24 protein-coding genes and 1 tRNA gene are annotated in these 26,326 nt (G+C 68.8%); 13 read left to right on the plus strand and 12 right to left on the minus strand.

Annotated features, from left to right (window positions below):
* Positions 1-20: 20 nt before the first annotated feature.
* Positions 21-824: an alpha/beta fold hydrolase gene (locus FB475_RS16785; protein WP_141857054.1), complete on the minus strand. Its 804-nt coding sequence runs from the start codon at positions 822-824 to the stop codon at positions 21-23.
* Positions 825-903: 79 nt separating this feature from the next.
* Here FB475_RS16785 and FB475_RS16790 point away from each other — a divergent pair, with 79 nt between their 5' ends.
* Positions 904-1,551 carry a TetR/AcrR family transcriptional regulator gene (locus FB475_RS16790; RefSeq protein ID WP_141857056.1) on the plus strand — a complete coding sequence of 216 codons (648 nt, stop codon included), beginning with the start codon at positions 904-906 and terminating at the stop codon, positions 1,549-1,551.
* On the opposite strand, the gene FB475_RS16795 is transcribed toward FB475_RS16790, so the two are convergent.
* Complete coding sequence (locus FB475_RS16795; protein WP_238332187.1) at positions 1,531-2,607, minus strand: LacI family DNA-binding transcriptional regulator; 1,077 nt, start codon at positions 2,605-2,607, stop codon at positions 1,531-1,533. The two genes, FB475_RS16790 and FB475_RS16795, sit on opposite strands and share 21 nt — an antisense overlap.
* A 208-nt stretch (positions 2,608-2,815) precedes the next feature.
* Between FB475_RS16795 and FB475_RS16800 the strand changes: the two genes are divergently transcribed.
* The 6 genes from FB475_RS16800 to FB475_RS16825 all read left to right on the plus strand — a co-directional run bounded on the left by FB475_RS16800 (position 2,816) and on the right by FB475_RS16825 (position 8,566).
* Positions 2,816-3,145, plus strand: a complete 330-nt coding sequence (locus FB475_RS16800) for an L-rhamnose mutarotase (RefSeq protein WP_141857058.1) — start codon at positions 2,816-2,818, stop codon at positions 3,143-3,145.
* A gap of 3 nt (positions 3,146-3,148) precedes the next feature.
* Positions 3,149-4,312: an L-rhamnose isomerase gene (rhaI, locus tag FB475_RS16805; RefSeq protein WP_141857060.1), complete on the plus strand. Its 1,164-nt coding sequence runs from the start codon at positions 3,149-3,151 to the stop codon at positions 4,310-4,312.
* On the plus strand, positions 4,313-6,346 hold the full coding sequence (locus FB475_RS16810; RefSeq protein ID WP_141857062.1) for a bifunctional aldolase/short-chain dehydrogenase: 2,034 nt from the start codon (positions 4,313-4,315) through the stop codon (positions 6,344-6,346).
* Between the two features lie 8 nt (positions 6,347-6,354).
* On the plus strand, positions 6,355-7,776 hold the full coding sequence (locus tag FB475_RS16815; protein WP_238332188.1) for a rhamnulokinase: 1,422 nt from the start codon (positions 6,355-6,357) through the stop codon (positions 7,774-7,776).
* Between the two features lie 5 nt (positions 7,777-7,781).
* Positions 7,782-8,024 carry a LuxR C-terminal-related transcriptional regulator gene (locus tag FB475_RS16820; RefSeq protein WP_141857064.1) on the plus strand — a complete coding sequence of 81 codons (243 nt, stop codon included), beginning with the start codon at positions 7,782-7,784 and terminating at the stop codon, positions 8,022-8,024.
* Between the two features lie 68 nt (positions 8,025-8,092).
* Positions 8,093-8,566, plus strand: coding sequence for a hypothetical protein (locus tag FB475_RS16825; RefSeq protein ID WP_141857066.1), 474 nt, complete (start codon positions 8,093-8,095; stop codon positions 8,564-8,566).
* Here the strand turns inward: FB475_RS16825 and ilvA are convergent.
* Entirely contained in the window at positions 8,563-9,834 is a 1,272-nt protein-coding gene (gene ilvA / locus FB475_RS16830; protein ID WP_141857068.1) for a threonine ammonia-lyase IlvA, read from the minus strand. The genes FB475_RS16825 and ilvA overlap by 4 nt on opposite strands.
* Before the next feature lie 232 nt (positions 9,835-10,066).
* Between ilvA and FB475_RS16835 the strand changes: the two genes are divergently transcribed.
* A complete protein-coding gene (locus FB475_RS16835) occupies positions 10,067-10,933 on the plus strand; it encodes an HIRAN domain-containing protein (protein WP_141857070.1) in 867 nt (288 codons plus the stop codon).
* A 235-nt stretch (positions 10,934-11,168) separates the two neighbouring features.
* On the opposite strand, the gene FB475_RS16840 is transcribed toward FB475_RS16835, so the two are convergent.
* A complete protein-coding gene (locus FB475_RS16840) occupies positions 11,169-12,005 on the minus strand; it encodes an NAD(P)H-binding protein (protein WP_141857072.1) in 837 nt (278 codons plus the stop codon).
* 75 nt (positions 12,006-12,080) lie between these two features.
* Here FB475_RS16840 and FB475_RS16845 point away from each other — a divergent pair, with 75 nt between their 5' ends.
* Positions 12,081-12,500 (plus strand): MarR family winged helix-turn-helix transcriptional regulator, encoded by a 420-nt coding sequence (locus FB475_RS16845; protein ID WP_141857074.1) that lies wholly within the window; start codon positions 12,081-12,083, stop codon positions 12,498-12,500.
* 74 nt (positions 12,501-12,574) lie between these two features.
* Here FB475_RS16845 and FB475_RS16850 read toward each other — a convergent pair whose 3' ends face one another.
* Together FB475_RS16850 and FB475_RS16855 are read right to left on the minus strand one after the other, a co-directional pair.
* Complete coding sequence (locus tag FB475_RS16850; protein WP_141857076.1) at positions 12,575-13,984, minus strand: FAD-binding oxidoreductase; 1,410 nt, start codon at positions 13,982-13,984, stop codon at positions 12,575-12,577.
* 88 nt (positions 13,985-14,072) lie between these two features.
* Positions 14,073-17,246, minus strand: a complete 3,174-nt coding sequence (locus tag FB475_RS16855; protein ID WP_185759277.1) for an ATP-binding protein — start codon at positions 17,244-17,246, stop codon at positions 14,073-14,075.
* Positions 17,247-17,314: 68 nt separating this feature from the next.
* Between FB475_RS16855 and FB475_RS16860 the strand changes: the two genes are divergently transcribed.
* The gene (locus FB475_RS16860) at positions 17,315-17,713 is read left to right on the plus strand and encodes a GNAT family N-acetyltransferase (RefSeq protein ID WP_141857080.1); all 399 of its coding nucleotides are present in this window, start codon (positions 17,315-17,317) and stop codon (positions 17,711-17,713) included.
* Here FB475_RS16860 and FB475_RS16865 read toward each other — a convergent pair whose 3' ends face one another.
* The 4 genes from FB475_RS16865 to FB475_RS16880 all read right to left on the minus strand — a co-directional run bounded on the left by FB475_RS16865 (position 17,714) and on the right by FB475_RS16880 (position 21,767).
* On the minus strand, positions 17,714-18,670 hold the full coding sequence (locus FB475_RS16865; protein WP_141857082.1) for an acetylxylan esterase: 957 nt from the start codon (positions 18,668-18,670) through the stop codon (positions 17,714-17,716).
* A gap of 4 nt (positions 18,671-18,674) precedes the next feature.
* Positions 18,675-19,133 (minus strand): intracellular growth attenuator family protein, encoded by a 459-nt coding sequence (locus tag FB475_RS16870; protein ID WP_141857084.1) that lies wholly within the window; start codon positions 19,131-19,133, stop codon positions 18,675-18,677.
* Positions 19,134-19,167: 34 nt separating this feature from the next.
* Positions 19,168-19,989 (minus strand): hypothetical protein, encoded by an 822-nt coding sequence (locus FB475_RS16875; RefSeq protein ID WP_141857086.1) that lies wholly within the window; start codon positions 19,987-19,989, stop codon positions 19,168-19,170.
* Positions 19,990-20,189: 200 nt separating this feature from the next.
* Positions 20,190-21,767 (minus strand): LCP family protein, encoded by a 1,578-nt coding sequence (locus FB475_RS16880; RefSeq protein ID WP_141857088.1) that lies wholly within the window; start codon positions 21,765-21,767, stop codon positions 20,190-20,192.
* A 265-nt stretch (positions 21,768-22,032) separates the two neighbouring features.
* On the opposite strand from FB475_RS16880, the gene FB475_RS16885 reads away from it, so the two are divergent.
* Positions 22,033-22,122: transfer RNA gene (locus FB475_RS16885), tRNA-Ser, on the plus strand.
* Positions 22,123-22,247: 125 nt separating this feature from the next.
* Here FB475_RS16885 and FB475_RS16890 read toward each other — a convergent pair.
* Positions 22,248-23,132: an LLM class flavin-dependent oxidoreductase gene (locus tag FB475_RS16890; protein ID WP_141857090.1), complete on the minus strand. Its 885-nt coding sequence runs from the start codon at positions 23,130-23,132 to the stop codon at positions 22,248-22,250.
* A 145-nt stretch (positions 23,133-23,277) separates the two neighbouring features.
* On the opposite strand from FB475_RS16890, the gene FB475_RS16895 reads away from it, so the two are divergent.
* A complete protein-coding gene (locus FB475_RS16895) occupies positions 23,278-23,502 on the plus strand; it encodes a hypothetical protein (protein ID WP_141857092.1) in 225 nt (74 codons plus the stop codon).
* A 38-nt stretch (positions 23,503-23,540) separates the two neighbouring features.
* Positions 23,541-24,191, plus strand: coding sequence for a phosphoribosyltransferase (locus tag FB475_RS16900; RefSeq protein ID WP_238332189.1), 651 nt, complete (start codon positions 23,541-23,543; stop codon positions 24,189-24,191).
* Between the two features lie 57 nt (positions 24,192-24,248).
* Here FB475_RS16900 and FB475_RS16905 read toward each other — a convergent pair whose 3' ends face one another.
* Positions 24,249-26,117: a phosphoenolpyruvate carboxykinase (GTP) gene (locus FB475_RS16905; protein WP_141857096.1), complete on the minus strand. Its 1,869-nt coding sequence runs from the start codon at positions 26,115-26,117 to the stop codon at positions 24,249-24,251.
* Positions 26,118-26,326 lie beyond the last annotated feature (209 nt).

Raw genomic sequence — 26,326 nt, forward strand, 5'->3', positions numbered from 1 at the left:
CAAACAAGCTAGAGCTGTGTCTAGGTCAAGTCCGCGAACTCGCGCAGTACCGGTGCCAGCGTCGCCGCCTCGGCCGAGTGGTCCGCTCCCGGGATCGCTCGCACCGTCGCGGTAGGCAGCGCTGCGCCGACGGCCTGCGCCCCGGCGGACAGCGCCGGCCAGGTCTGGTCGCCGTACAGCACCAGCACCGGCACCTTGACGCCGGCCCAGCGGTCCGTGGGCAGCGGGTTGCCGGACATGGTCGTTCCCATGATGCGGCCGTCGTACGCGATCGTGTGCGCGATCTCCTCGAGCGGCGCCCAGTACGGCGACTGCTTCATCCCGGCGACCGCCTCCGCAGGCATTCCGACGGCCGCAGTCATGAACAGCTCGGCGGCCTTGTCCCGACGCCCCTCGGCGACGAACGCGTCGAGCTGCTCGACGTAGTCCGACGGCAGCGGCGGGCGTACGTCGTCGACGACGACCGGGGGCTCGAACAGCACCAACCCCGCGATCGGCAGCCCGGCCGCGGCGGCGTCCAGCGCCAGCAGGCAGCCCGACGACCAGCCGAACAGGATGGCGGGCTGACCAGCGTCCTCGATCAGGGCGGCGATGTCCTCGATCTCGCGCTGGATCGCGTACGGCGCGGTGTCGGTGCTCTCGCCGCGCCCGCGCCGGTCGTACGCGTACGTCCGGAACTCGTCGCTCAACAGCTCGCCGACCTGGGCGTTCGTCGGGTTCACCGCGCGGTGCGCGGTCGCGCCGTCGATGATGATCAGCGGCCGGCCCTGGCCGTACGCGTCGAAGCCGATCGTGGTGCCGTCGGCCGATGTCACGGTACTCATCTTGTTTCCCTCCCGAATCACTGGAACTAGACCGTACAGTACTGCAATGAGAACTGGACTGTCTAGTATGATTTCGTTCATGGAGCTAGAGACCGAGGGACGAACGCCCCGGAAACGCCGCGCGATCCTGGCCGCGGCGACCGAGGTCTTCCTCCAGCACGGGTACCTGGGCGCGAGCATGGACGAGGTCGCCGCGAAGGCCGGCGTCTCCAAGCAGACCGTCTACAAGCAGTTCGAGAACAAGGAACGCCTGTTCGCGGAGATCGTCCTCGGCACCAGCGACCAGCTCCTGGACGGCCTCTTCCAGGCGTACGTCGAGACGCTCGAGGGCGCCGCCGACGCCCGGGAGGCGCTGCGCGCGCTGGCGCATCGCCTGCTCCAGAGCCTGACCGCGGACAACGTGCTGCAGCTCCGGCGGCTGGTGATCGCCGAGGCGGATCGCTTTCCCGAGGTGTGCGGCGCCTGGTTCACGAGTGGCTTCGAGAAGTCGCTCGAGTCGCTCGGTCAGGCGCTGACGAGACTCACCGATCGCGGTCTGCTGCGCAAGCTCGACGATCCGACGCTGGCGGCGTACCAGTTCGCCGGGCTGGTGATGTACAAACCGATGAATCGCGCGATGTTCGCCGGCACCCGGCAGCGCGCCGACAACAGCGAACTGCAGCAGCTGGCCGACCAGGCGGTCGACGTCTTCCTGGCCGCGTACGGGCTAGAGGGTGCCGCGCGTTGACGTGCGCACGACCAGCTCCGGCGTGAACGTGACGCGTTGGTGTTCGTGGTCCGGGTTGGACGACTCGTCGAGCAGGAGTTCGGCGGCGGTCCGGCCGAGCAACTGGCGGGGCTGACGGACCGATGTCAACGGTACGGCGGCGGCCTCGGCGAACTCGATGTCGTCGTACCCGACGATGGCCAGATCCTCCGGAACGCGGAGGCCGAGGCTCACGCACTGTTGCAGCAATCCCAACGCCAGCAGGTCGTTGGCGCAGAACGCCGCGGTCGGCCGGCGGTCCGCCGGCAGCCCGGCAAGTCGTTGCCCAGCGCCCCTACCTTCGGCCACGGTGAGCGCACCGGTGGTCAGCTCGATCAGGTCCGTGATCGGTTTCCCGGCCGTCCGCAGCGCACGGCGAGCGCCGTCGCGCCGGTCGATCACCTGGCCGATCGTGTTCGGGCCGCCGACGTACGCGATCCGTTCGTGGCCGAGCTCGAGCAGATGCGAGATCGCCAGCTCACCGCCGAGTACGTCGTTCACCGCGACCGAGCAGTGCGTCGCGCCGTCGAGCGTGCGGTCCACGACGACCACCGGCGTACCACGCGAGGGCAGCTTGAGCAGGCGCGACGAGTTCTGGTCGATGGGCGTGATCAGGATGCCCTGGACGCGTTGCTGCTCGAGCAGGTCCAGGTACGCCGCCTCGCGGTCGGCGTCCTCGCTGCTCGTACACAGGAACACCGACAACCCGGCTGCCTGCGCCGCCTCCTCGACGCCCTTCGCGACGTCGGTGAAGAACGGGTTGCCGGCGTCGAGCATCAGGTAGGCCAGGATCCGGCTCGACCCGGCGCGGAGCTGGCGGGCGGACTCGTTGCGGACGAAGCCGAGCGAGGCCATCGCGGCCTCGACCTTCGCCCGCGTCATCGGGCTGACCACTTCAGGGCGGTTGAGCACGTTCGAGACGGTGCCGAGGGAGACACCGGCGGCCGCGGCCACCGCCTTCACGCCGGCCGCGTGCGGCTTCGGCGCGCGGCGGCGCCGGGTGCGCTCGGGCAGGGCTTCCGGGTCGTCCACGGACACCGCACCTCCCTGCGCACTTGAAACGTGTTAGCTGCCGAAGAATACCCGGTTCCGACAAGACCGCCGCCGCACCGTGCCGGAATCGGTCGGCAAAGCTGGGCAGGCTCTTGACGCCGACCCGCGCCCCCACTTAGCGTCAAGGCACCTTCTTGAAACCTTTCATCGACTGCAAAGTCCGCCCCATGTAGCTCCAGGTACAGGTGCCGCCGTGAATCGTTACTGCTTCTGCCTGCAGGTCCGGCCCGACCGGCTCGACGAGTACGTCGACCGGCACCGCAACGTCTGGCCGGACATGCGGGCTGCGCTGCGGGAGTCCGGCTGGCACAACTACTCGCTGTTCCTCCGCGACGACGGCCTGCTGATCGGGTACGTCGAGTCCGACGACTTGGAGGCGGCGCAGAAGGCGATGGCGGCCACCGAGGTGAACGCCCGCTGGCAGGCGCAGATGACGGAGTTCTTCACGGGTATCGACGGGCGGCCGCCGGACGAGTCGTTCCTGCTGTTGCCCGAGATCTTCCACCTGACCGAAAAGGACTGAACCATGACACCCGATGCCGCGAAGGTTGCGCTGAGCCGCCAGGAGATCGAGCTGCCCTCGTGGGCGTTCGGGAACTCCGGCACCCGGTTCAAGGTCTTCACCCAGCCTGGCGTACCGCGCTCGCCGGAGGAGAAGATCGCCGACGCGGCCGTGGTGCACTCCTACACCGGTGTCGCGCCGAGCGTCGCGCTGCACATCCCCTGGGACAAGGTCGAGGACTATGCGGCGCTGGCGGCGTACGCGAAGGAGCAGGGGGTCCGGCTCGGGGCGATCAACAGCAACGTCTTCCAGGACGACGACTACAAGCTCGGCAGCGTCACCAACCCGGACCCGGCGGTCCGGCGCAAGGCCACCGACCACCTGCTCGAGTGCGTCGACATCATGGACCAGACCGGGTCGCGGGACCTCAAGCTGTGGTTCTCCGACGGCACGAACTACCCGGGCCAGGACGACATCCAGGACCGCCAGGAGCGGCTGGCCGAGGCGCTGCGGGAGGTGTACGACCGGCTCGGCGACGACCAGCGGATGCTGCTCGAGTACAAACTGTTCGAGCCGGCCTTCTACACCACCGACGTGCCGGACTGGGGTACGTCGTACGCGCACTGTCTCGAGCTGGGGCCGAAGGCAACGGTCTGTATCGACACCGGCCACCACGCGCCGGGGACCAACATCGAGTTCATCGTGGCGTTCCTGCTGCGGACGAAGAAGCTCGGCGCGTTCGACTTCAACAGCCGGTTCTACGCCGACGACGACCTGATGGTCGGAGCGGCCGACCCGTTCCAGCTGTTCCGGATCATGAACGAGATCGTCCGCGGCGACGCCCTCGACCCGGACGCCGGGATCGCGTTCATGCTCGACCAGTGCCACAACATCGAGGAGAAGATCCCCGCGATCATCCGCTCGGTGATGAACGTCCAGGAGGCCACCGCGAAGGCGCTGCTGGTGGACCGCGACACACTGCGCGCCGCCCAGCAGTCCGGTGACGTGCTCGGCGCCAACGCGGCGCTGATGGACGCGTACAACACCGACGTCCGCCCGCTGCTCGCCGAACTGCGCGAGTCGCAGGGTCTCGACCCGGACCCGATCGCCGCGTACAAGCGCAGCGGGTACTTCGACCAGATCAGCAAGGACCGCGCCGACGGTCAGCAAGCCGGATGGGGAGCATAAGTGAGCGACACGTCAGCCGAGCTCGTTGCGCGTAGCAACCGACTGGGTGCCGATCCACGCAACACCAACTACGCCGGTGGCAACACGTCGGCGAAGGGTACCGAGACCGACCCTGTCACCCAGCAGCCCGTCGACCTGCTCTGGGTGAAGGGATCCGGCGGCGACCTGGGAACCCTTACGGACAAGGGCCTTGCGGTACTGCGGCTCGACCGGTTGAACGCCCTGGTCGACAGCTACCCGGGCGTGGACCGTGAGGACGAGATGGTCGCCGCGTTCGACTACTGCCTGCATGGCAAGGGTGGTGCAGCGCCGTCGATCGACACCGCGATGCACGGGCTGGTCGACGCACCGCACGTCGACCACCTGCACCCGGACTCCGGGATCGCGCTCGCGACCGCGGCGGACGGTGAGAAGCTGACGGCCGAATGCTTCGGCGACCGGGTGGTCTGGGTGCCGTGGCGGCGGCCCGGGTTCCAGCTCGGGCTGGACATCGCGGCCGTCAAGCGCGAGAACCCCCAGGCGATCGGCTGCATCCTCGGCGGCCACGGCATCACCGCGTGGGGCACGACCTCGGAGGAGTGCGAGGCGAACTCCCTCGACATCATCCGGACCGCGGAACGCTTCCTCGCCGAGCGTGGAAAGCCCGAGCCGTTCGGTCCTGTCGTCGCCGGCTTCGAGGCGCTCCCCGTGGCCGAGCGGCGTGCGCGGGCGGCCGCGCTGGCACCGGTGATCCGCGGCTTGGCGTCGACCGACAAGCCGCAGGTCGGCCACTTCAACGACTCCGACGTCGTACTCGAGTTCACCGCCCGCGAGAAGCTGGCTGAACTGGCTGCGCTCGGCACCTCCTGCCCGGACCACTTTCTGCGGACCAAGGTCCGCCCGTTGGTCCTGGACCTGCCGGCCTCTGCTCCGGTGGAAGACGCCGTCGCCCGGCTCAAGGAACTGCACGCCGCCTACCGCGAGGACTATGTGGCGTACTACAACCGGCATGCTGAGGCGGACAGTCCAGCGATGCGCGGGGCGGATCCGGCGATCGTGCTGGTACCCGGTGTCGGGATGTTCTCGTTCGGGAAGGACAAGCAGACCGCGCGGGTGGCGGGCGAGTTCTACGTCAACGCGATCAACGTGATGCGCGGCGCCGAGGCGGTGTCGTCGTACGCGCCGATCGACGAGCGGGAGAAGTTCCGGATCGAGTACTGGGCGCTCGAAGAGGCGAAGCTGCAGCGGATGCCGAAGCCGAAGCCGCTGGCGACCCGGGTCGCGTTCGTGACCGGCGGCGGCTCGGGGATCGGCAAGGCGGTCGCGCAGCGGCTCGCGGCCGAGGGCGCGTGCGTCGTTGTCGCGGACCTGGACCTGGCGGCGGCCGAGGCCGTCGCCAAGGAGATCGGTGTCACTGACGTGGCCGTTGCCGTGGGCGCCGATGTGTCCTCGGCGGAGGCGGTGGAGGCCGCGTTGCGGGAGGCCGTACTGGCGTTCGGTGGCGTCGACCTGATCGTCAACAACGCCGGACTGTCGATCTCCAAGTCGTTGCTGGAGACAACGGAACGCGACTGGGACCTGCAGCACGACGTGATGGCGAAGGGATCGTTCCTGGTGTCGCGCGCCGCCGCGAAGGTGCTGATCGACCAGGGGATGGGCGGCGACATCGTCTACATCTCCAGCAAGAACTCGGTGTTCGCGGGTCCGAACAACGTCGCGTACGGCGCCGCGAAGGCCGACCAGGCACACCAGGTCCGGCTGCTCGCGGCCGAGCTCGGCGAGTACGGGATCCGGGTCAACGGTGTGAACCCGGACGGCGTCGTCCGCGGCTCCGGGATCTTCGCTGGCGGCTGGGGCGCCAAGCGGGCCGCGGTGTACGGCGTACCGGAGGAGGAGCTCGGTGCGTACTACGCGCAGCGGACGCTGCTCAAGCGCGAGGTGCTGCCGGAGAACGTCGCGGCCGCTGTGTTCGCGCTGACCGGGGGAGACCTCACGCACACGACCGGTCTGCACGTGCCCGTCGACGCCGGCGTGGCTGCCGCGTTCCTGCGTTAGGTGTCCTCGTGAAACGTGTAGCAGCAGTGGATCTGGGCGCGTCGAGCGGTCGGGTGATGCTCGGCGAGGTCGGCCCGGGTCTACTGCGGTTGCGCGAGGTACACCGGTTCTGGAACGGCCCGGTGCGTCTGCACGGCACGCTGCACTGGGACATCCTGCATCTGTACCGCTCGACCCTCGACGGCCTGCGCCTCGCCGGACCACTCGACAGCATCGGCATCGACTCCTGGGCCGTCGACTACGGTCTGCTCGACGCGACCGGCCGCCTGCTCGGCAACCCCATCCACTACCGCGACTCCCGCACCGACGGCGTGATGGAGCAGGTTCTCGCACAGGTCCCGGCGGCCGACCTGTACTCCACCACCGGCCTGCAACAACTCCCTTTCAACACCATCTACCAGTTGGTGGCCGGAGGCGTACCGGATCAGGCTGCGACATTCCTGATGATCCCGGATCTGTTGGCCTACTGGCTGACGGGCGAGGTCGGGGTGGAGCGGACGAACGCATCTACCACCCAGCTGTACGACGTGCTGGCCCGGGACTGGAGTGACGAGCTGATCTCGCGGGTGGGACTTCCCCGGCGGATCTTTCCCGCGTTGCGTGAGCCGGGGGATGTGATCGGTCGGGTGCTGCCGGACGAGACTGGGTTGGCGCCTGGGATTCCGGTGATTGCGGTGGGGTCGCATGACACGGCATCTGCTGTGGTTGCGGTGCCGGCGAGTGAGGAACGGTTTGCGTACATCTCATCGGGGACCTGGTCGTTGGTGGGACTCGAGCTCGACCGGCCCGTGCTGACCGACGAGGCGCGGGAGGCGAACTTCACCAACGAAGGTGGCGTCGACGGACGGATCCGGTTCCTGCGGAACGTGATGGGATTGTGGATTCTGCAGGAATGCCAACGGAGCTGGGGTGACGACCTCGACGACCTGCTCCGCGCGGCCGCCGACGCCCCGCCGTTCGCCGTACTGATCGACCCCGACGCGCCCGAATTCCTTGCCCCCGGCAACATGCCGGCCCGGATCGACGAGCACTGCCGGAAGACCGGGCAGGAACCACCACAGAGCCGCGGCGCCGCGGTGCGCTGCATCCTGGAGAGTCTCGCGCTCGCGTACCGGCGTACGCTCCGCGCCGCGCAGACGACCGCCGCCCGGGACGTCGACGTACTGCACGTCATCGGTGGCGGATCACAGAACGAGCTGCTGTGCCAGCTGACCGCCGACGCGTGCGGCGTACCGGTGCTCGCCGGGCCGGTCGAGGCGTCCGCGCTCGGCAACGTACTCGTCCAGGCTCGCGCGCTCGGCGAGCCCTTCCCGGGCCTGGACGCGATGCGCGCCCTGGTCCGGTCCACCCATTCTCTGCGGCGCTACGACCCGCAGGGCAAACCGGCCGACTGGGACGCCGCCGAGTCCCGGCTCTTCGGAACCAGGTGATCAGCATGACCGCCCTCCCCCAGGAACTCCGACCGCTGCCGCGCCGGGTGCCGCCGCGTGAGATCAGCCATGACGATCTGCAACTGCTCCGCCTGCTCGCCACCGGTCTGCCGGTCGACGGGGTCGCCCGGCGCTTGGACCTGTCCGAGCGGACCGTACGTCGCCGGACCCGGCTGATCTGTGACCGGCTGGGCTTCAGCACCGCGATCGAAGCGATCGTTTGGGCCGCGCGGCGCGGTCTGGTCTGAAGCACGCGACGTTAGGCGGCGGCGACCCCGGGTACCGGTGGTTCTGATCATCGAGCGGAGGAGTAGCGATGAGCGGAATGACCATTGTCTGGATCGTCGTCGCCGTGGCCGTACTGGTCATCCTGGTCGCGCTGGTGGCCGGAGCGACGTCGCGTCGGTCCCAACGCCGCCGCGAGCAGGAGGCGTACGACCACGAGGAGCAGGCCCGCGAGAGCGCGGCACACGCGGAGAAGCAGCAAGCGATCGCCGACGAGGTGGACGCCCGGGCGCGCAAGGCGCAGGCGATCGCCGACGAGAAGGCCGCTGAGGCACGTCGGCTCGCTGCCGGCGCGACCGAACGCCGCGACGCCGCCGACGAGGCCCGCGCCATGTCCGAGGAACACCGCAGCCAGGCCCAGAACCTGTGGCCGGACGGTTCCGAGAACCGCGACGCCGAACCGGCCGACTCACAGTGGGACGGCGGTACGCAACCCCAGAACACGCAGTGGGACGACGGAACGCATCCGCACGACCCACGCAACCCCAAGCACACCAAGCACTAGATCAGGTACCTGAACTCCGGCGAGTTCGGGTTGATGCGCTCGATGTCCAGCGGCGCGGCCTCCATCCGGGTGAGCAACCCGGGGAGGTCGTCGCGGCTGCTGATCTCGATGCCGACGAGTGCGACGCCGGTCTCCCGGTTGTTGCGCTTCACGTACTCGAACAGTGCGATGTCGTCGTCCGGCCCGAGCGCGTCGTCGAGGAACGTCCGCAGCGCGCCGGGCTCCTGCGGAAACGTCACCAGGAAATAGTGCTTCAGCCCTTCGTACACCAGCGATCGCTCGAGGATCTCGCCGTACCGGCTCACATCGTTGTTCCCGCCGGACAGCAGACATACAACGGTTTCACCGGGCCGTACGTCGAGGCCGTTGCCCAGGGCACTTGTCGACAAAGCCCCTGCCGGCTCGGCGATCAGCCCGTCGGTCTGGTACAGCGCGAGCATCTCCGAGCAGACAAGCCCTTCAGGTACGGACATCAGCTCGACGCCGGCCTGCTGTACGAGTGGGAGCGTTACGTCACCGACCCGTCGTACGGCGGCACCGTCCACGAAACTGTCCAAGTGCGGCAACGTCACCGGAGCGCCCGCCTCGACCGCCGCCGCCATACTCGCGGCACCAGCAGGCTCGACCCCGACGATCCGTACGCCGGGATGCCGTTCCTTGATCCACGTTGCGACCCCTGCAACGAGACCGCCACCGCCGACCGGCACCACGAGTACGTCGGGCGCGTGGCCGAGCTGCTCGACCAGCTCGACGGCCACGGTCCCTTGCCCCGCAACGGTTCTCGGGTCGTCGAACGCCGGCACCATCGTCGCGCCGCTCGCGGCACCTGCGGCGAGGGCGGCGGCGGCCGCGTCGTCGTACGTGTCACCGGTGACGATCACCTCGATCTGCTTGCCGCCGAGCGCCGCGATGCGGTCCCGTTTCTGCCGCGGCGTGGTCCGCGGAACGAACACCTTGCCCTGGACACCGAGAATGTGGCACGAATACGCCAGCCCCTGGCCATGGTTGCCAGCACTTGCGCAGACGACGCCGGCCGCTTTCGCCGCGTCGTCGAGCTGGGCGATCAGGTTGTAGGCGCCGCGAAGCTTGTAGGAACGGCCGATCTGGAGGTCCTCGCGCTTCAGCCAGACCTCGGCGCCGGTGCGCTCGGACAGGCGGAGATTGCGCTGCAACGGGGTCCGGACGGCGACGCCGTCCAAGCGCTTGATCGCGGCCTCGATCGCGTCGGCGTCAACCGTCGATCGAGCGACTGAACTGCTGCCGTGCATGGTGTTCCTTCCCGTGCATTTGCACGATCTTCGCCGATTCGCTCGCTGCACAAGACGATCCACGTCCAGAGTCCGGACCGCAGGATTCCTTTTGCGTTTCAGACTCTTGCACCATGCGTGAAACGGCTCTTCACTGGGCAGTCTAGTTTTCATACGCTCACTCGGTGTAACGACCAGGGTCCTGGTCGGGATGAGCCGGGTAAAGCCGGTCAGTGAGGACTGGAGGGCACAGATGGAACTGATTCCGTTCAGTCTGTGGGGCGACGCTTTGTGGTGTGGTCAGGAGGTCGTGCGGGAGGCGCCGCACGAGCAGGCGATCCGGAGCCTGTTCCCTGACCCCATCCCGGCGCGCGGCGCAGATCTGGACACCGAGGCGGACCTCGTCCCGGAACCGCACAACCGTTTCGACCCGCGGTCGATCGCCGTCCGGGTGCACGGCAAGGTTGTCGGCTATCTGCCGAGGGACGACGCGCACCGGTACCACCCGGTGTTGTCGGAACTGGTGGCGCAAGGCCTGCAACCGCAGGTGCCGTGCCACCTGTGGGTGAGTGAGTGGGAGCCGGCCGACTGGGAGGGCAAGGGAGCCCAGGGCACCCGGTTCCACGCCAGCGTCGCGGTGGCGCTCGGCCAGCCGCACATGCTGGTACCGGTGAACCTGCCCCCGCCAGGCAGCTATCACCTGTTACCGCCCGGCAGCGGCATCGTCGTACCGGGCAGTGAGGTCCATCCCGACGTACTGGCACCTTTCTTCCGGAGGGAGGGCGAGTGCTGGGCGTACGCCACCCTGCACGCGATCGAGGAGGAGGACGGCATCCAGGACCGGCACCGGATCGTGGTCGAGATCCGGCTGGACGACGAACCGGTCGGCCGGCTCAGCCCGCGGCTGAGCGCCGAGTTCCTGCCCGCCATCCACTACCTCGCCGACATACGTGCCGAGACCGCGGCCCGGGTGACCGTCCGCGGCGACCGTTCCGCATCGGAGGTGATCCTGTACGCGGCACGGAGTCACGACCTGCCGGCCACCTGGCCGGACGGCCTGGCCCGCTCCCCAGTGGCTTCCCCGCAATGGCACTACTGGGCGACCAAAGAGGCCAACTAGGGCGGCTGCGCAGTACTGACCATGCCTCACCAGGCCGGTACTGCGGAGCTACTTTTCCAGGTTGGACACAGCGCCGGGCAGCTTCCCTTGGAGAGCTGCCCGGCGGCGGGGTCCGAGCGCCCCGCACCGATGAGACGGTTGCACCGGGCAATCATGACGTGAACTTGTGAATCCTGCCCCGGCCTGTGGATAACTGTCGTGTGGACAGCTACTGCAGAGCCTGTGGATTGTGGATCTAATCTGTGGATAACTCTCGGTGCAGCAGGTCTGCGTTGGCGGCGCACCATTCGGCGTAGGTCCGCGGTTCCCGCCCGGTAATCCGTCGTACGACGTCCGTTCGCAGGCCGGTCGTGTCCGCCCGCATCAGCTTCAGGCCTTCGACGATCGCCGCCGCGAGTTCTGGCGGGGCCCCGTCGGGGTAGCGGAAGCGGACCGCCTCCTCCGGGGTTTCGATCGGCCGTACGTCGATGGTGCGGCCGAGGGTGGCGCCGAGAATCGCGACCTGTTCCGCAAGGGTGAACGCCTCGGGGCCGGTGATCGTGTACGCCTGCTTCTCGTGGCCGTCCTCGGTCAGTGCGGCCGCTGCGACCGCGGCGATGTCCGCGGGGTCGACCGGCGCGGCGCGGCCGGGGCCGATCGGGTCGAGGACGTAGTTGCCGGCCCGGATCGTCGCGGCCCAGTCGAAGGTGTTCGTCATGAAGCCGGTCGGGCGGAGGAACGTTGCCTCGATCCCCGAATCCTGGATCAGCCGCTCGCGTTCGTGGTGCCAGTGACCCATCGCCGGCACCGGGTCGCCGAGTACGGCGTACGACGAGAGAAGCACGATCCGCCGCAATTCGGGAGCTGCGGCGAGAACGTTGGCGGTGTGGGTGAGTCCGGTGCCGGGGACGAGCAGGAAGAGCCTGTCGATCCCGCGCAGGTCAAGCGGGCCGTCGAGGTCGCCGATCAGCTGCTCGGCGGGCAGGTCGTCGCGTGGGGTCCGGACCAGGGCGCGGAACTCGGTGCCGCGGCGGTTGAGCTCGTCGACGAGGGCGCGACCGACGTGTCCGGATGCGCCGGTGACCAGTAGCATGACAAACTCCTTTACCGGTTAACGATTTCGAAGAACGTTAACCGGTAAACGATCGGACGGTCAAGGAGTACGCACGTGCCCGAGTTCCTGGAGCTGCACAGCAAGACGTCCAAGTTGCTGCGGACCGCCGCTGACAACGCCGTACAGCGGCACGGCCTACGGCTCGGTCAGGATCACCTGCTCGCCGCGTTGTGGGCGCAGGACGGCCGTACGCCCGGGGAGATCGCCGCCGCGGTGAACGTGACCACGCCCGCGGTGACCAAGCTCGCGAACCGGATGGCCGAATCGGGCCTGCTCGAACGCCGCCCGGACCCGCACGACAACCGCCTCGTCCGGCTCTGGCTGACCCCGGCCGGCCGCGCCCTGCAGGCCCCGATCGAAGCCGAGCGGCAGCAACTCGAGGACCGCATCACCGCAACCCTCACCAAATCCGAACGCGCCCAGCTGATCAAGGCCCTGACCAAGATCCACCAGGCGCTACTCGACGATGTCTAGACCTCGCGGGCGTCGGAGCAGCTGGGCGACGCCATCCGCTCCTCACACCGGACAACCGAGCCTCGATGGTACGGCTAGGCGCTGGCCGGGCGGATGTTCTGGTTGAGGTGGAACAGGTTCGTCGGGTCGTAGGCGTTCTTGATCGCCACGAGGCGCTCGTAGGTCGCAGGCGGGTACGACGCGCGGACGATGTCCTCGTTCGTCTCGCCGGTGAAGTTGACGTACGACGCCGCGCTCGGCCCGAGCGAACTACCGGCAGCGCGGGCCCACTCGACCGCCGCGCCGTACCCGCTCGCGTCCTCGCTCCGGGCGACCACGTTGAGGATGTACTCGCGGTCGCGGGTGCCGAACGCGGTCGCGTCGGACGGTACCCGGCCCATCGCACCACCGAGATGGTGGACATGCAGCTCGGACAGGCCGTTCGGGACCGCGGAGTGTGCCGAGACGAGCGCGTCCACGGTGGTCGCGTCGAGGTCGCTGAAGAACGCCGAGCGGAAGTAGTTCCGCAGGCCGCGGGGGAACAACGGATCGAGCAACGTCTGCATCGCGTTGTACGGCATCGGCCCGAACAGATCGGCGACCACCGGCGCGAGTTCCCGGAACGGCCGGGTCGCGGTGTCGCCGGCCTCCGGCTGTCCGGACCACATGCCGAGGACCGCGACGATCGGCTTGCCGTGCACCTCGGCCGGCAGGAACGGCAGCGGTGGCGCGGTGGTCAGGTTGATCGCCAACGACAACTCGTCCGGTGCCGCGGCCGCCGCCGTACCGAAGCCGCGCAGTACGTCGGCCGCGCGGTCGCCCGGGTAGAAGACGAGGCCCGCGAACACCGTCGGACCGACCTCGTGCGCCCGGAACTCGAACGAGGTGACGACACCGAAGTTGCCGCCGCCGCCCCGCAACGCCCACAGCAGTTCGGGGTTCTCGGACTCACTGGTGTGCAGGTACCGGCCGTCCGCGGTGACCACATCGGCCCCGACCAGGTTGTCGCAGGCCAGGCCGGCCTTGCGCACGAGCCAGCCGATCCCGCCACCGAGCGTGAAGCCCGCGACACCGGTCGAGGACACCAGCCCACCGGTGACGGCCAGCCCGAACGCCTGCGCCTCGGCGTCGACGTCACCCCAGGTGCACCCACCCTGCGCCACGATCCGGTGACGGTCGGGGTCGATCCGGACCGCCTTCATCGGCGACAGGTCGATCACCAGCCCGCCGTCGGTGGTCGAGAACCCGGGGATGCTGTGACCGCCGCCCCGCACCGCCAACGTCAACCCCTCGCTCCGGGCGAACTCCACTGCCCGGATGACGTCGGCGACTCCCTTGCACCGGACGATCAGCGCCGGCGACTTGTCGTGTGCGGCGTTCCAGATCGACCGCGCATCGTCGTACGACGGATCGGACGGGCGGATCAGCTCACCACGAAGTCCCTCGGCGAGTTCACCGAGTGTGGCCTCCCCGAGCGTGTCCTGCCGCGCTTGCGTCGTTGTCATTTCCACTCCTGATTCGCTCCCGGCCAGGATGTTTCCTGGCCCCGGCAACGACGTTAGGAAGGGCGTCTTCGCAGTGGCTTAGCGTGACTTAGCGGGTCCTGAGCAAGGCAACCCGCGGCAGGCCGATGCGGCAACCGAGGCGGCCGAAGATCTCGGCAGAGATCGGGAGGTGCCTGTCCATCGCCTCGGTGTCACCGTCGTCCGCGGCCAGCTCGGCAGCGAGCAGCCGCGTCCAGGCCTCAAGGCGTAGATAGCCCTGTGGATGAAAGGCCTGGACCGCCTGCTCGACCAGGGTTCTTGCGGTACGACGTTCGCCGGCGAACAACTCGACGACCGCCAGGTTCAGCAACGCACCGCCCGCGGCCGGCGCGTCGTCGACGGCTTCGCCCCGATCGAGGGCGGCCCGGGTGAGCTGCCGTCCGGTCCCGGGGTCGCCGGCCGCCGCGGCGAGCAGACCGAGGTTCGCGAGCGTCAGGCTCTCACCACGGCGATCGCCGAGTTGCCGGCGGATCCGGAGCGCCTCGCGCAGCTCCCGCTCGGCCGGATCGAACAATCCCTGATCGCGTTCGATACAGCCGAGGTGGTTGAGGGCGTGGCCGAGTCCGGACGCGTCCTCGATGCCGGTGAACGTGTCGACGGACCGTCGTACGGCGTCCTGGGCCGCGGGCAGGTCTCGCCGCAACCGGTGCGCGTCGCCGAGACTCGACAACGCGTAGCCGGTGCCCTGGACGGCGCCGACCCGCCGGCCGAGCAGGAAGGTTTCCTCGAAGACGGGGACCCATCGTCCGTCGGCGGGTACGAGCATCAGGCACATGGTGACGGCGGGAAAGAACCGGCCCGTGTTCGGATCGAGCTCCTTCAGCCGGTGCAGGCATTCCTCGAAGCGTTGCTGTGCGAGCTCGGCGTTCTCGCGGAACAGCCCGGTCATCGCCGACAGCCCCAGCGCGGCGGCTGCCACCGGTGCCGCGCCGAGCGCGTCCGCCTGGGCGAGCGCGTCGTCGGCGGTCCGCTCGATCTCGTCGAGATCGCCGCTCCCGAGCACCAACGTGCCGCGCAGTACCCGCGTGCTGACGAGGTCGACCGGGTCTCCGGACTGCTCGGCCACCGCGACCGCCTCGTCGCCGAGCCGAGCGAGGCGGTCGGCCAATCCGCTCCGGGCGAGCAGGATCGACAGCGCGAAGATGGCGCGGGCCCGTTCACGCGACGGTTCGACCGCCACTTCCAGGACGCGTTCGAGCCAGCCGGCCCCTTCGGAGAAGTGACCGCGCGCCAGCCAGTACGGCGACAGGCTGAGCCCGAGCAGCAGGGCGCGCTCGTGGTCATGGCGGAGTGCCCAGGCGAGCGCGCCGCGGAGATTGTCGTGGTCGGCGTCGAGCAGCTGCGGGCGTTCGACGACGACGCCGGCCCGCTCGGGATCCTCGTCGGCCGCCAGCTCCAGGAAGTGCCTGCAATGGGCAACCTCCATCGCCGCGGCTTCGCGTGCGGAGACCAAGCACGCGTGCGCGAACTGCCGGATGGTCTCCAGGAGCCGGTACCGGGAGCGCGGCCCGTCGTGATCGACCATCAGCAAGGACTTGTCGACCAGCCGGCCGAGTACGTCGAGTACGTCGGGAACACGGTCGTCCGCGCACACCTGCTCGGCGGAGCGGAGCGAGAAGCTGCCGGAGAAGACCGCGAGCCTGCGCAGCAGCACTTGTTCGTCGTCGGAGAGCAGGGCGTGGCTCCACTCGAGCGTTGCGCGCAGCGTCGCGTGCCGCGTGACCTCGCCGGGGCGGCCGAGCAACGACAGTGCCTCGCCGAGACGCGCGGCGATCTCCGCGGCCTCGAGGTGCGACGCACGGGCGGCGGCCAACTCCAGGGCGAGCGGGATGCCGTCGAGGCAACGGCAGATCTCGACGACTGCCGGGGCGTTGCCCGGATCGAGGACGAAGCCCGGCCGGACATCCTTGGCCCGGTCGACGAACAGCCGCACCGACGAGAGCGTGCCGAGACGGTCCAGTTCCCGCGCGTCCGACGGCTCGGGCAGCTCGAGCGACGGTACGCGAAACGTCACTTCGCCCGGTGCGTGCAGGGGTTCGCGGCTGGTCGCGAGCAGGCTGACGCCAGGGCAACTTCGGCGTACGGCGCTCGCGAGGCCGGCGCAGGCCGCGAGCAGGTGCTCGCAGTTGTCGAGTACGAGCAGCAGATTCTTCGAGGTCAGGCGGGTGATCAGGGTACGCATCGAGTCCGAGCCGGCGGCGGGGTCGAGGCCGAGCGCGGCGGCGACGGTGTCGGCGACGAGTTGCGGATCCGCCACCGGGACGAGGTCGGCGATCCAGACGCCGTCGGCGTACGAGTCGACGAGCCGGCGCGCCGCCTCCTCGGCCAACCGGGTCTTGCCGGCGCCGCCGACGCCGGTGAGGGTGACGAGGCGGCCTTGCTCGATCAGCCGATGGACATCCGCGATCTCGCGCTCGCGACCGACGAAGCTCGTCAACGCCGGCGCCAGGTTGTGCCTGGGCTGGGTCGTCTGTGCTTCGGCGGTGCCGGTGAGGAGTTCTTGGTACAGACGCTGGGTCTCCGGGTCGGGATCGGTGCCGTACGTCGTCCGCAGGTCGGTGCGCAGACGCTCGTACTGCGCCAACGCTTCCGACGAACGGCCTACGGCAGCAAGTCGTCGCATCAGGCTCCGGACTCCGTGCTCGTGCAGCGGATCGATCGCCAGTGCGCGGGCGAGCGCGTCGAACGCCTCCGGATCCTGTCCCGCTGCGGCGGCCGCGTCCGCCAGGTCGACGAGGAGGTTGCCGAAGGTCGCGCGGAGCTCCTCGCGCGGCCGGACAGCCCAGTCCTCGAACCGGTCCTCGGGCAGCAGATCGCCTGTGTACGTCGCGACCGCGGCGCGGAGGTCGGCGAGGTCACCGCTGGTCCGACCGAGCGCGGCGAGCCGTTCGAACGTCCGTACGTCGACCTCGACGAGCCCGGACGCCCGCAGTACGACGAAATCATCGCGCAGCTCCAGCAGACCGCCGGCCGGCTCGTCCCCGGCCAGCACTCGCCGGGCGACATGCAGTGCCTGATGAAGGTTGTTGACCGCAGACCCCGGCGCCCGATCCGGCCACAACGCCTCGAGCAACACGTCGCGATGCAGCCGCTGCTCACGCGTCAACGCAAGCAGTTTGACGAGCGTCCGCGCCTTCCGCAGCCGCCACGCCGCCGGATCAACAGGTCCCCCACCCCGCTCGACCCCAAAACCCCCGAGCAACCGAATCCGCAACTCCCCCACCCCCCGATCGTAGAACCCAGCCTCGACGAGGATGACCAGATGAGCCAGCACTGGAGAAGCAACCCCGTATGATCACCGCCCCGGACGCCGAGCTGCTGACCCGCGCGGTCCGCATCTTCATGAACACCGACGCCGCCACCGACTACCTGGAGACCCCCGGCACGCTCGCCTTCGTAGCCACCGAAGGTGAGGACATCACCGGCTGGTGCTGGGGCTCGCAGCTCGCCCGCCCCGACGGTACGTCGATGCTCTACCTTCACCAGCTGGAAGTTGCCGAACCCCACCGCCGAAAGGGCATCGGTCGGCAGCTCGTCAGCGCGTTCATGAGCGAGGGCCGCGCGGCCGGCGCGATGAAGATGTTCCTCACCACCGGCGCCCACAACACCCCGGCCCGGGCTCTCTACGCCTCCCTGGGCGGCGGCCTAGCCACCCAAGGGCCAACCGAGAACTACTGGTTCCTGCTGTAGTCAGAGTTTGGTGGCTATGAGTTGGTAGATGTCGTCGTGGGCGCCGGGGAGGTCGTCGTGGCCGAAGTCGGGGTAGGGGCGGAGTTCCTTTGGCGACTTCAGTTTGTTGTAGGCGGCGAACTGGGTGGAGGGTGGGCAGATCTGGTCTTCCAGGCCGGTGAAGAGGGTTACCTCGGCCTGGATCCTGGGCGCCAGGTGCTGGACGTCGATGTAGCCGAGGGTGTTGAAGACCTCGTCCTGGCGGAGGTGGCGGGGGTCGCGTTTGCGGAACCAGGTGACGATCTCGTCGTACGGCGACGTGCCGAGGTTCAGGTCCCACGTGCGCTGGTAGTCGCAGAGGAACGGGTACACCGTGGCCGTGTACTTGATCGTCGGCGTCAGCGCGGCCGCGACCAGCGACAACCCGCCGCCCTGGCTCCACCCGGTGGTGGCCATGCGGGCGGCGTCCACCTCCGGTAGCGCGCCGATGATGTCGGCGAGCCGGCGCGTGTCCAGGAAGACGTGCTTGTAGAGCAGGCCGTCCGGGCCGGCGTCGAGGCCGTGGACCAGGTGGTTGTGCAGCGAGAAGCTGTTCGGCGTCTGCGACGGCGTACGGAACCCGACCTGCTCACGGACGTCGAGTGCCGCGACCGTGAACCCGAGCGCCGCGTACGGCAGCAACTCGACCCACTTCGGCTGCTCCCCGCCGTACCCGTGGAACAGCAGCACGGCCGGCCCCGTCGGCTCGGCCGGACGGATCACCTTGGCATGCACGCGGTACCCGCCGGTGCCGTTGAAGTACAGGTGTTGAGCCGTCGCCGTCGTCAGCGGGAAATCGGCGTCGACGAACTCGGCGACCGGATCGATCTCGTCCAGCGACAGCAGCGCTTTGTCCCAGAACGCGTCGAAGTCCGCGGGCCGCGGGTTCGTGCCCTGGTAGGTCAGGAGTTCGTCGTACGACAGCTCGAAGGAAAGCACCGCATCATTCTGCGCTGTCGGTGTCCTCCGGGGCAGTCCCGTCCCAGATCGTGTACCCGTGCGCCGCGTTCAGCTTGTCCCGCAGTACGGTCTCCAGCGTCGGGACCTGTTTCGGCACCAGCCACGAGACCGGCAGCAGGATCGGCTGGTCGGGCTGCTTGGTTCGCAGCACGATCGCCTCACCGTGCGTGGTTGCCACCCGGCCGGCCTCGGTGATGTCGGTCCAGGCCGTCCGTACGCCACGGACCTCGATCTCCTTGTCCCGCAGCTGCGCGACCTTCGGCGGCCGGGCCAGGATCCAGAGCCCGGCGAGCGTGACCAGCCCGCCGAGCGTGACGACCACCGACACCGCGACGGACGGCAGCCCGAATGCCCAGAGCAGGGCAGCCACCCCGAGAATGATCAGCCCGGCAGCCAGGATCCCGAGGAATCGTCCCGCCCGCATCCGGTACGTCGTCCGCATCGCCACAGGATCTCATCCGCCTCGAACGCGCGGCTCAGAAGGCTTCGGTCTCGGACGACGGGGCGTTGCCGAGCGGGGACTTGGTCAGGGTGACGGTCCACGCGTACGAGCCGTCGAAGATGTCGTCGAACTTCTGATACGCGCAGTTCTCGGTGAACCGGTGGTTCTTCGCGTCCCAGTTCGTCCCCGATTTGAAGTAGACCCAGTAGTCCTGGCTGCGGACACCGTTCAGCGTCGCGGTCTTGTTGGCCCGTACGTAGATCGAGGCCTGCGGTTTCTTCGGGCTGCTGGTGGTGACGACGACCACCACGTCGTTACCGGAGTTGACGATCTTGAGCGACCCCGGACCTCGGGACCCGGACCGCTGGAACACGTCGCCGTTCTCGCCGCGGCCGCCGACCACCGCCGGAGTCGCGGGCTTCGCCGGTACCGACAGCGCGCCGAACTTCACGCCCTTGCCGATCGACGTCTGTACGCTCTGCGCGAGCTCGGCGTACGCGGTCCGGATCCCGGTCTTCGCCTCGTACAGCCGTAACTCGGGCGACTTCGGGAATCCACAGCTCGTCCGGGTGTCCCCGGCCTTGGTCAGCTCGGTGGCCACGTTCCCGGCGTACGCGTCGAAGGCATCGAGTACGGCGGGATGTGCGGTCACGAGGCCGCTCGGCGGCGTGATCTTGGCGAGCTCGCTCCGCACGATGACGACCGCGGCGGCCAGCTGCTGGCGGCCCGCGTCGAACGCGGCGACCGTGCCGGCATTCATCACCCGGGCGACGCTCGGCTTCAGGACCTTCTCGACGTTGGTCAGCGCGCGCTGGTACATCGGCACCGACAACCCGACCGGAGTCGGCGTCGGCACCGGCGGCACGGACGAAGGCGCGGAAGGAGTAGGCGTAGCCGGCGGCCTGTCGCCACTTTCCGGCTTACTACTGCTGCACCCCGCAACGGCGAACAGCGATACCCCGACCAGAACCGCCAACGAACGCCTCACGTCACCCCCAGGTGTGACCGATGTTCACTCCGGTCCGATTCTCCCCCGGGGGAGGGTTCAGGTTGTCCTCAGTTTCCGGTTCCGGTCTCGTTCGGGTTGTAGGCGCACGCGTCGGCCAGGTTCTGCGCCGCGCCCGGAGTGGCGGTCGTCTTGCCCGGCGTCGGCTTCTTCGTCGTACCGGTGCTGCTCGTCGGCTTCTTGGTCGGCTTCGCCGTCGCCGTCGACGCGGACGGGTTCAGCGCCTTCTGGATGATCTGCTGCATCGCCGCGTAGTCGGGGTTCTTGCCGGTGGGGAAGTTCTTGTTCTTGTCCAGGTCGATGTTCGTGACCTTGGCGCTCTTCACCTTCAGCGCGAGCTGGATGAACGCCCCCAGCAGCTCCTGCGGGATGTCGGTGCGCAGCAGTTCCTTACCGGCCTTGGCGATCTGCTGGTAGCTGGTTACCAGCGTCGCCGGGTTCGCGCTGTTCACCAGCGCGTGGATCGTGCAGCGCTGCCGCTCCTGCCGCGACGGGTCGCTCAGCCCGTACCGGCCGCGGGCGAACCAGAGCGCGTGATACCCGTCGAGCTTCTGGTTCGGGCCGGGCTCGATGTAGCCGCTCGGCAGCTTGTGCCCGTTCGTCCCCGGACCCTCGCCGTAGTCGCCGCCGATCGGCACCCGGTAGTTGACGTTCACGGTGATGCCACCGAGCGCGTCGATGATCTGCTTGAAGCCGGCCAGGTTGACCTGCATGTAGTAGTCGATGTCCAGGCCGAGCGCCGCGCTCGCGGCCAGCTTCACCGCGTCGGCGCCCTCGTTGTCTGTCTGGCCGAGGATCCCGGGGTGCTGCTTCGGGATGTTGTCGTACATGGCGTCGAGGTAGTACTCCGGCTGCTCGACGTTGCCCTTGCTCGGATCCCAGAAGCCGTCCGGGTACGCCTTGTGCAGCGGAGAGTTCTCCGGGAACGGCATCCGCATCCAGTTCCGGCTCAGCGAGATCAGCGCGGTGTTACCGGTCTTGGTGTCGATACTCGCCACGATCACCGTGTCGGTGCGGACGCCGGTCCGGCCGATGCCGTCGTCAGCGCCGAGCAGCAGCAGGTTCAGCCGCGGGATCTTCGCCCACGGGTCCGACTTGTTGACCTTCGGCCGGGTCGCCGACTTCGAGTTGCCCTCGGACTGGAACACGCTGCCGACCAGGTCGCGCTGCGCCATCACAGTCTGCGCCGCCACGGTCGTCGGTACGGCGATCGCGAAACAGAGCAACCCGACGAACATCGAGCCGGCCAACCGACCGGTGTACGTCATGCTCACCGGGCGGAGCAGCTTGTGCGATGCCACCACGACCCAGATCCAGCAGCCACCCAGTACGACGACCGCGCAGGTCGCGAGCAGCAACTGCCGCGGCGACACCGCCAGCGCCAGCACCGAGTCGCGCTGCGTCAGACCGACGAAGGCGGCGAGCAGCAACAGGCCGATGCTGATCGTCAGGACGAACGCGCCGAGCTTCTTCCGGCCGCCCATCAGCAGGCCCGAACCCGGAACCAGCGCACTGAGCAGGGTCAGGCCGATCGCCTTCGACGCCGTACGGGCGCGGTGCGAGCGGGCCCTGGACCGAGAGGCACGTGGTGCTGCCCTCCGACCGGCTGCGCGAGTACTCCGCGTCATGGCTCCGTTCCCTGATCGACGACGTCACGACCCATCCGTCGGCTGCTGCCAGGCAGCCCACGGTACTTCAGACGCCCACGACACCGAGTTGGTTGACGTGATGCTGGCGACCCCCGTCGATGTCGGTCAGCGTACAGGTGCTGCGGGCTACTACCACAACGTGCCTCCTCAGCAACTTAGCGTGTCCGCTGCCCCGCTTTGCTCGCAGCCCGGTCGAGCGGATAGTCTTGGCCGTCGTCGTGTCCCGCTGGTGGGGACCGTCGGAGGAGGCGTCGCCTAGTCCGGTCGATGGCGCCCGCCTGCTAAGCGGGTTGAGGGTAATCCCCTCTCGCGGGTTCAAATCCCGCCGCCTCCGCTCTGGGAGCTCTTTGCCTGCAGAAAGCGCAGGCAAAGAGCTCCGGCTGCTTTCTGGGGGTGCAACCCCCAGACCCCGCCCGGAGGGGCTTCGCCCCCCGGACCCCCGGTCGGTGCGTGGCTGGGTCAGCCGGGCAGGTGTCCCTTTGCTTTGGCGATTCGCTCTACTGTGCGTGGAGTCATCGGGTCTGGGGAGATGATCAGGTGGTCTACGCCTAGCTTCTCGTATGCCGTGATGGCTTCGGGTAGCTCTTGTACTGGGATGGCGTTGGGGTTTGGGTCTGTTGAGGGTTGGTCGGGGTCGCGGACCAGGATGCCGACGGTTGTGGTCATGGTGTTCGGTGGGCGGCTTGCGGTGCTGAGGGCCTGGCGGAGGGTTTCCAGGCGTTCTTCGACCTGGGGGTTGGGGGTGCCGTACCAGGCTGTGTTCCAGGCGTCGGCCCATTGGGCGGTGAGCTTCATCATGCGGGGGCGGTGGCCGGCGACCAGGATCGGGATTCGGTGCGGGGGTTTCGGGTCGAGAGTGGCGTCCTTTACTGAGTAATAGGTGCCGTTGTGGGTCACCGTTTCGCCTTGGATCAGGCGGGCCACGATCTCGAGCCACTCGGTGAAGCGGCCAACCCGGTGGTCGGTGGGGAGGCCGAAGGTTTCGTACTCGGGGTCGTGCCAGCCGGCGCCGACGCCGAGGGTCAGGCGGCCGCCGGAGACCTCGTCGAGGGTGGCGGCCATCTTGGCTGTCAGGCCGGGGTCGCGGAACGACGCGCACAGGACCATGTTGCCGAGTTCGACCCGGTCTGTGACGGCCGCAACCGCGGACAGCAGGGTCCAGCTGTCGTGCATGCCGAAGATCTGGCCGTCCGGGTCGCGGTAGAGGAAGTGGTCGGCGATCCAGACCGAGTCCAGGCCGCCTTGTTCGGCTGCTTCGGCGACCGCGCGGACGTCCTTCCAGCCCGGCGTCCCACCGCCCGGCCCGTCGCCGGCGCCGAGCGGAAGCATCACTCCGATTTTCATCGGTCCAACCTATCGTCCGCCCACGGATCGGGTCGGCTTTGTGACGACACGGTGCCGTGTCCGCAACATTGCCTGGGTACTGACAGTCGCCCGGGGCGCGAGGTCACCGTGAGGAGCGGGCATCGAATCACGAGAGGTGATGACGATGACTGTGCTCGACTCGCCGGAGGCCCGGTTCGATCCCCGGACCATCCTGAACCTCGCACTGCCCGCACACGTGCTGGTGCGGCTGGACGACGGCTGGATGCCGGCCTGGCTGATCGGACGGCTGCACTGTGCGGACGGATGGATCGCCCTGGTGCAGTGGATCGAAGCCGGCGGTGCCGAGCGAACCGTCCGGGTCCCCGCCGAACGCGTGCTGGTCCGGTAGCCCTTCGCCCCGGCGGGCGGACGTTGGATGATGAGACCGTGAGGAGGCCGTACCCGGATCGGGCGGCCGCGGGTCGTGCGGTGGCCGACGAGCTCGGCCCGGTACCCGGATCCGTCCTGGTACTCGGGCTGGCGCGTGGCGGCGTACCCGTCGCGGCGCCGGTCGCGGACGCCCTCGACGCGGAGCTCGACGTACTGATCGTCCGCAAACTCGGCCTGCCACAACAGCCGGAACTGGCGATGGGCGCGATCGCCGGCGTCGGCACCGACCTGTCCGTGGTTCGCAACGAGCCGATCGCGTCGAGCGTCCCCGCGGAGGCGATGGAAGCGGTACGCCGGTACGAGGAGCGCGAGCTGCGCCGCCGCGAGCAGGCGTACCGGGGCGACCGGCCGCCGATCGACGTACGGGACCGGGTCGTCGTACTGATCGACGACGGCCTCGCGACCGGTACGACGATGCGCGCCGCGGTGGAGGCGGTACGCCGGCAACGCCCGGCGCGGGTGATCGTCGCGGTACCCGTGGGCGGCCCCGAAGGCTGCCGGAGGTTGGCGGCGGACCAGGTGGTCTGCGTGTGGTTCCCGCACTACTTCAGCGCGGTCGGCCAGGCGTACCGCGACTTCTCGGAGGTCACCGATGCCGAGGTGCGGCAGGTGCTGACCGAAAGCACAGCACGGCGCCCCGAGAGGTGATCCAGGGCGCCGCGCTGTGATCCGACCGCCGGCTTCCGACTCGGCGGCCGGCGCTGGTCAGCCCAATCGGGCCCGCAGGTTGTCCAGCTCGATCTTCAGCGACGCCGGGACGGTGTCGCCGAGCTTGGCGAACCATTCCTCGATCAGCGGCAGCTCGGCCCGCCACTCGTCGGCGTCGACGTTCAACGCGATCTCCAGGTCGTGATCGGTCAGGTCGAGACCGGCCACGTCCAGCGCGCCCGCGGCCGGGACCCGGCCGATCGGCGTCTCGACCGCGTCGGCCTGACCCTCGATCCGGTCGATCACCCACTTCAGCACGCGGCTGTTCTCACCGAAGCCCGGCCAGACGAACTTGCCCGTCTCGTCCTTGCGGAACCAGTTCACGTAGAAGATCTTCGGCAGCTGCGCCGCGTCGTGCTGCTTGCCGACGGTCAGCCAGTGGTCGAAGTACTGCCCCGCGTCGTACCCGAGGAACGGCAGCATCGCCATCGGGTCGCGCCGGACCACGCCGACCTGCCCGACCGCGGCGGCGGTGGTCTCCGACGACAGCGTGGCGCCCATGAAGACACCGTGGGCCCAGTCGCGTGACTCGGTCACCAGCGGGACCGTGGTGGCGCGGCGGCCGCCGAAGATGATCGCGGAGATCGGTACGCCGTTCGGGTCGTCGTACTCGTCGGCGATGATCGGGCACTGCTTGATCGGCGTGCAGAACCGGCTGTTCGGGTGGCTGGACAGCTCGCCCGAGTCCGGCGTCCACTCGCGGCCCAACCAGTCGGTCAGGTGGTCCGGCGGCACCGGCGAGTAGCCCTCCCACCAGACATCGCCGTCGTCGGTGAGCGCGACGTTGGTGAAGACCGAGTTGCCCTTCTCGATCGTGCGCATCGCGTTCGGGTTCGTCTTCCAGCCGGTGCCGGGGGCGACGCCGAACAGCCCGAACTCGGGGTTCACGGCGTACAGCCGGCCGTCCTTGCCGAACCGCATCCAGGCGATGTCGTCGCCGAGCGTCTCGACCTCCCAGCCGTCCAGCGTCGGGTCGAGCATCGCCAGGTTGGTCTTGCCGCAGGCGCTCGGGAACGCGGCCGCGATGTAGTGGACCTTCTTCTCCGGCGAGATCAGCTTGAGGATCAGCATGTGCTCGGCGAGCCAGCCCTCGTCTCGGGCGATCGCGCTCGCGATGCGCAAGGAGTAGCACTTCTTGCCGAGCAGGGAGTTGCCGCCGTAGCCCGAACCGTAGGACCAGATCGCCCGCTCCTCGGGGAACTGGACGATGTATTTCTCGTCGTTGCACGGCCACGGGACGTCCTGCTGGCCGGGCTCGAGCGGCGCGCCGACCGAGTGCAGACAGGGCACGTACTTCGCGTCGTCGCCCATCTTCCGCAGCACCTCGGCGCCGGTCCGGCACATGATCCGCATCGACGCGACCACGTACGCCGAGTCGGTGATCTCGACGCCGAACATCGGCTTCTCGGCCGTCAGCGGGCCCATGCAGAACGGGACGACGTACATCGTCCGGCCCTTCATGCTGCCGCGGTACAGCTGGGTCAGCGTCGCCTTCATCTCGGCCGGGTCGACCCAGTTGTTGGTCGGGCCGGCGTCGACCTCGTCGACCGAGCAGATGAACGTGCGCTGTTCGACGCGGGCCACGTCCGACGGGTCGGTGCGGACCCAGAACGAGTTCGGCTTCTTCTCCTCGTTCAGCCGGACCATGGTGCCGGCCGCGATCAGTTCGTCGGTGAGCTTCGCGTATTCCGCGTCCGACCCGTCCACCCAGTGGATCCGGTCCGGCTGGGTGAGCTCGGCGACCTCGGCCACCCAGGCCAGCAGCCCGGCGTGCCTGGTAGGTGCGTCGCTCAGCTCTTCGAGAGGGGTCTTGAGGTCGGCTCGGTGGTCGGCTTTGGTACGGGTCGGATTGGCGATCGTCGTCATTCGCGGCTCATTCCCTCTCGGCTGCCGAGGCCCGGGCGACCGTGCGCCCCTCGACGCTGAAGGGCGGGTCCGGCGTCCGGCCGCCGGGGTCTCCGGCGGGTCGTGCAGCTGGCTGGCGGTGTGATCTGTCGCAGACCAGTCGATCCAGTGGATACATACCAGTGTGCAAGTGGTACTACGGTACGCGACGCGGCCCGGGTCTGAGAACC

It is taken from the genome of Kribbella jejuensis, from assembly GCF_006715085.1.
In the GTDB taxonomy this organism is placed as follows: Bacteria; Actinomycetota; Actinomycetes; order Propionibacteriales; family Kribbellaceae; genus Kribbella; species Kribbella jejuensis.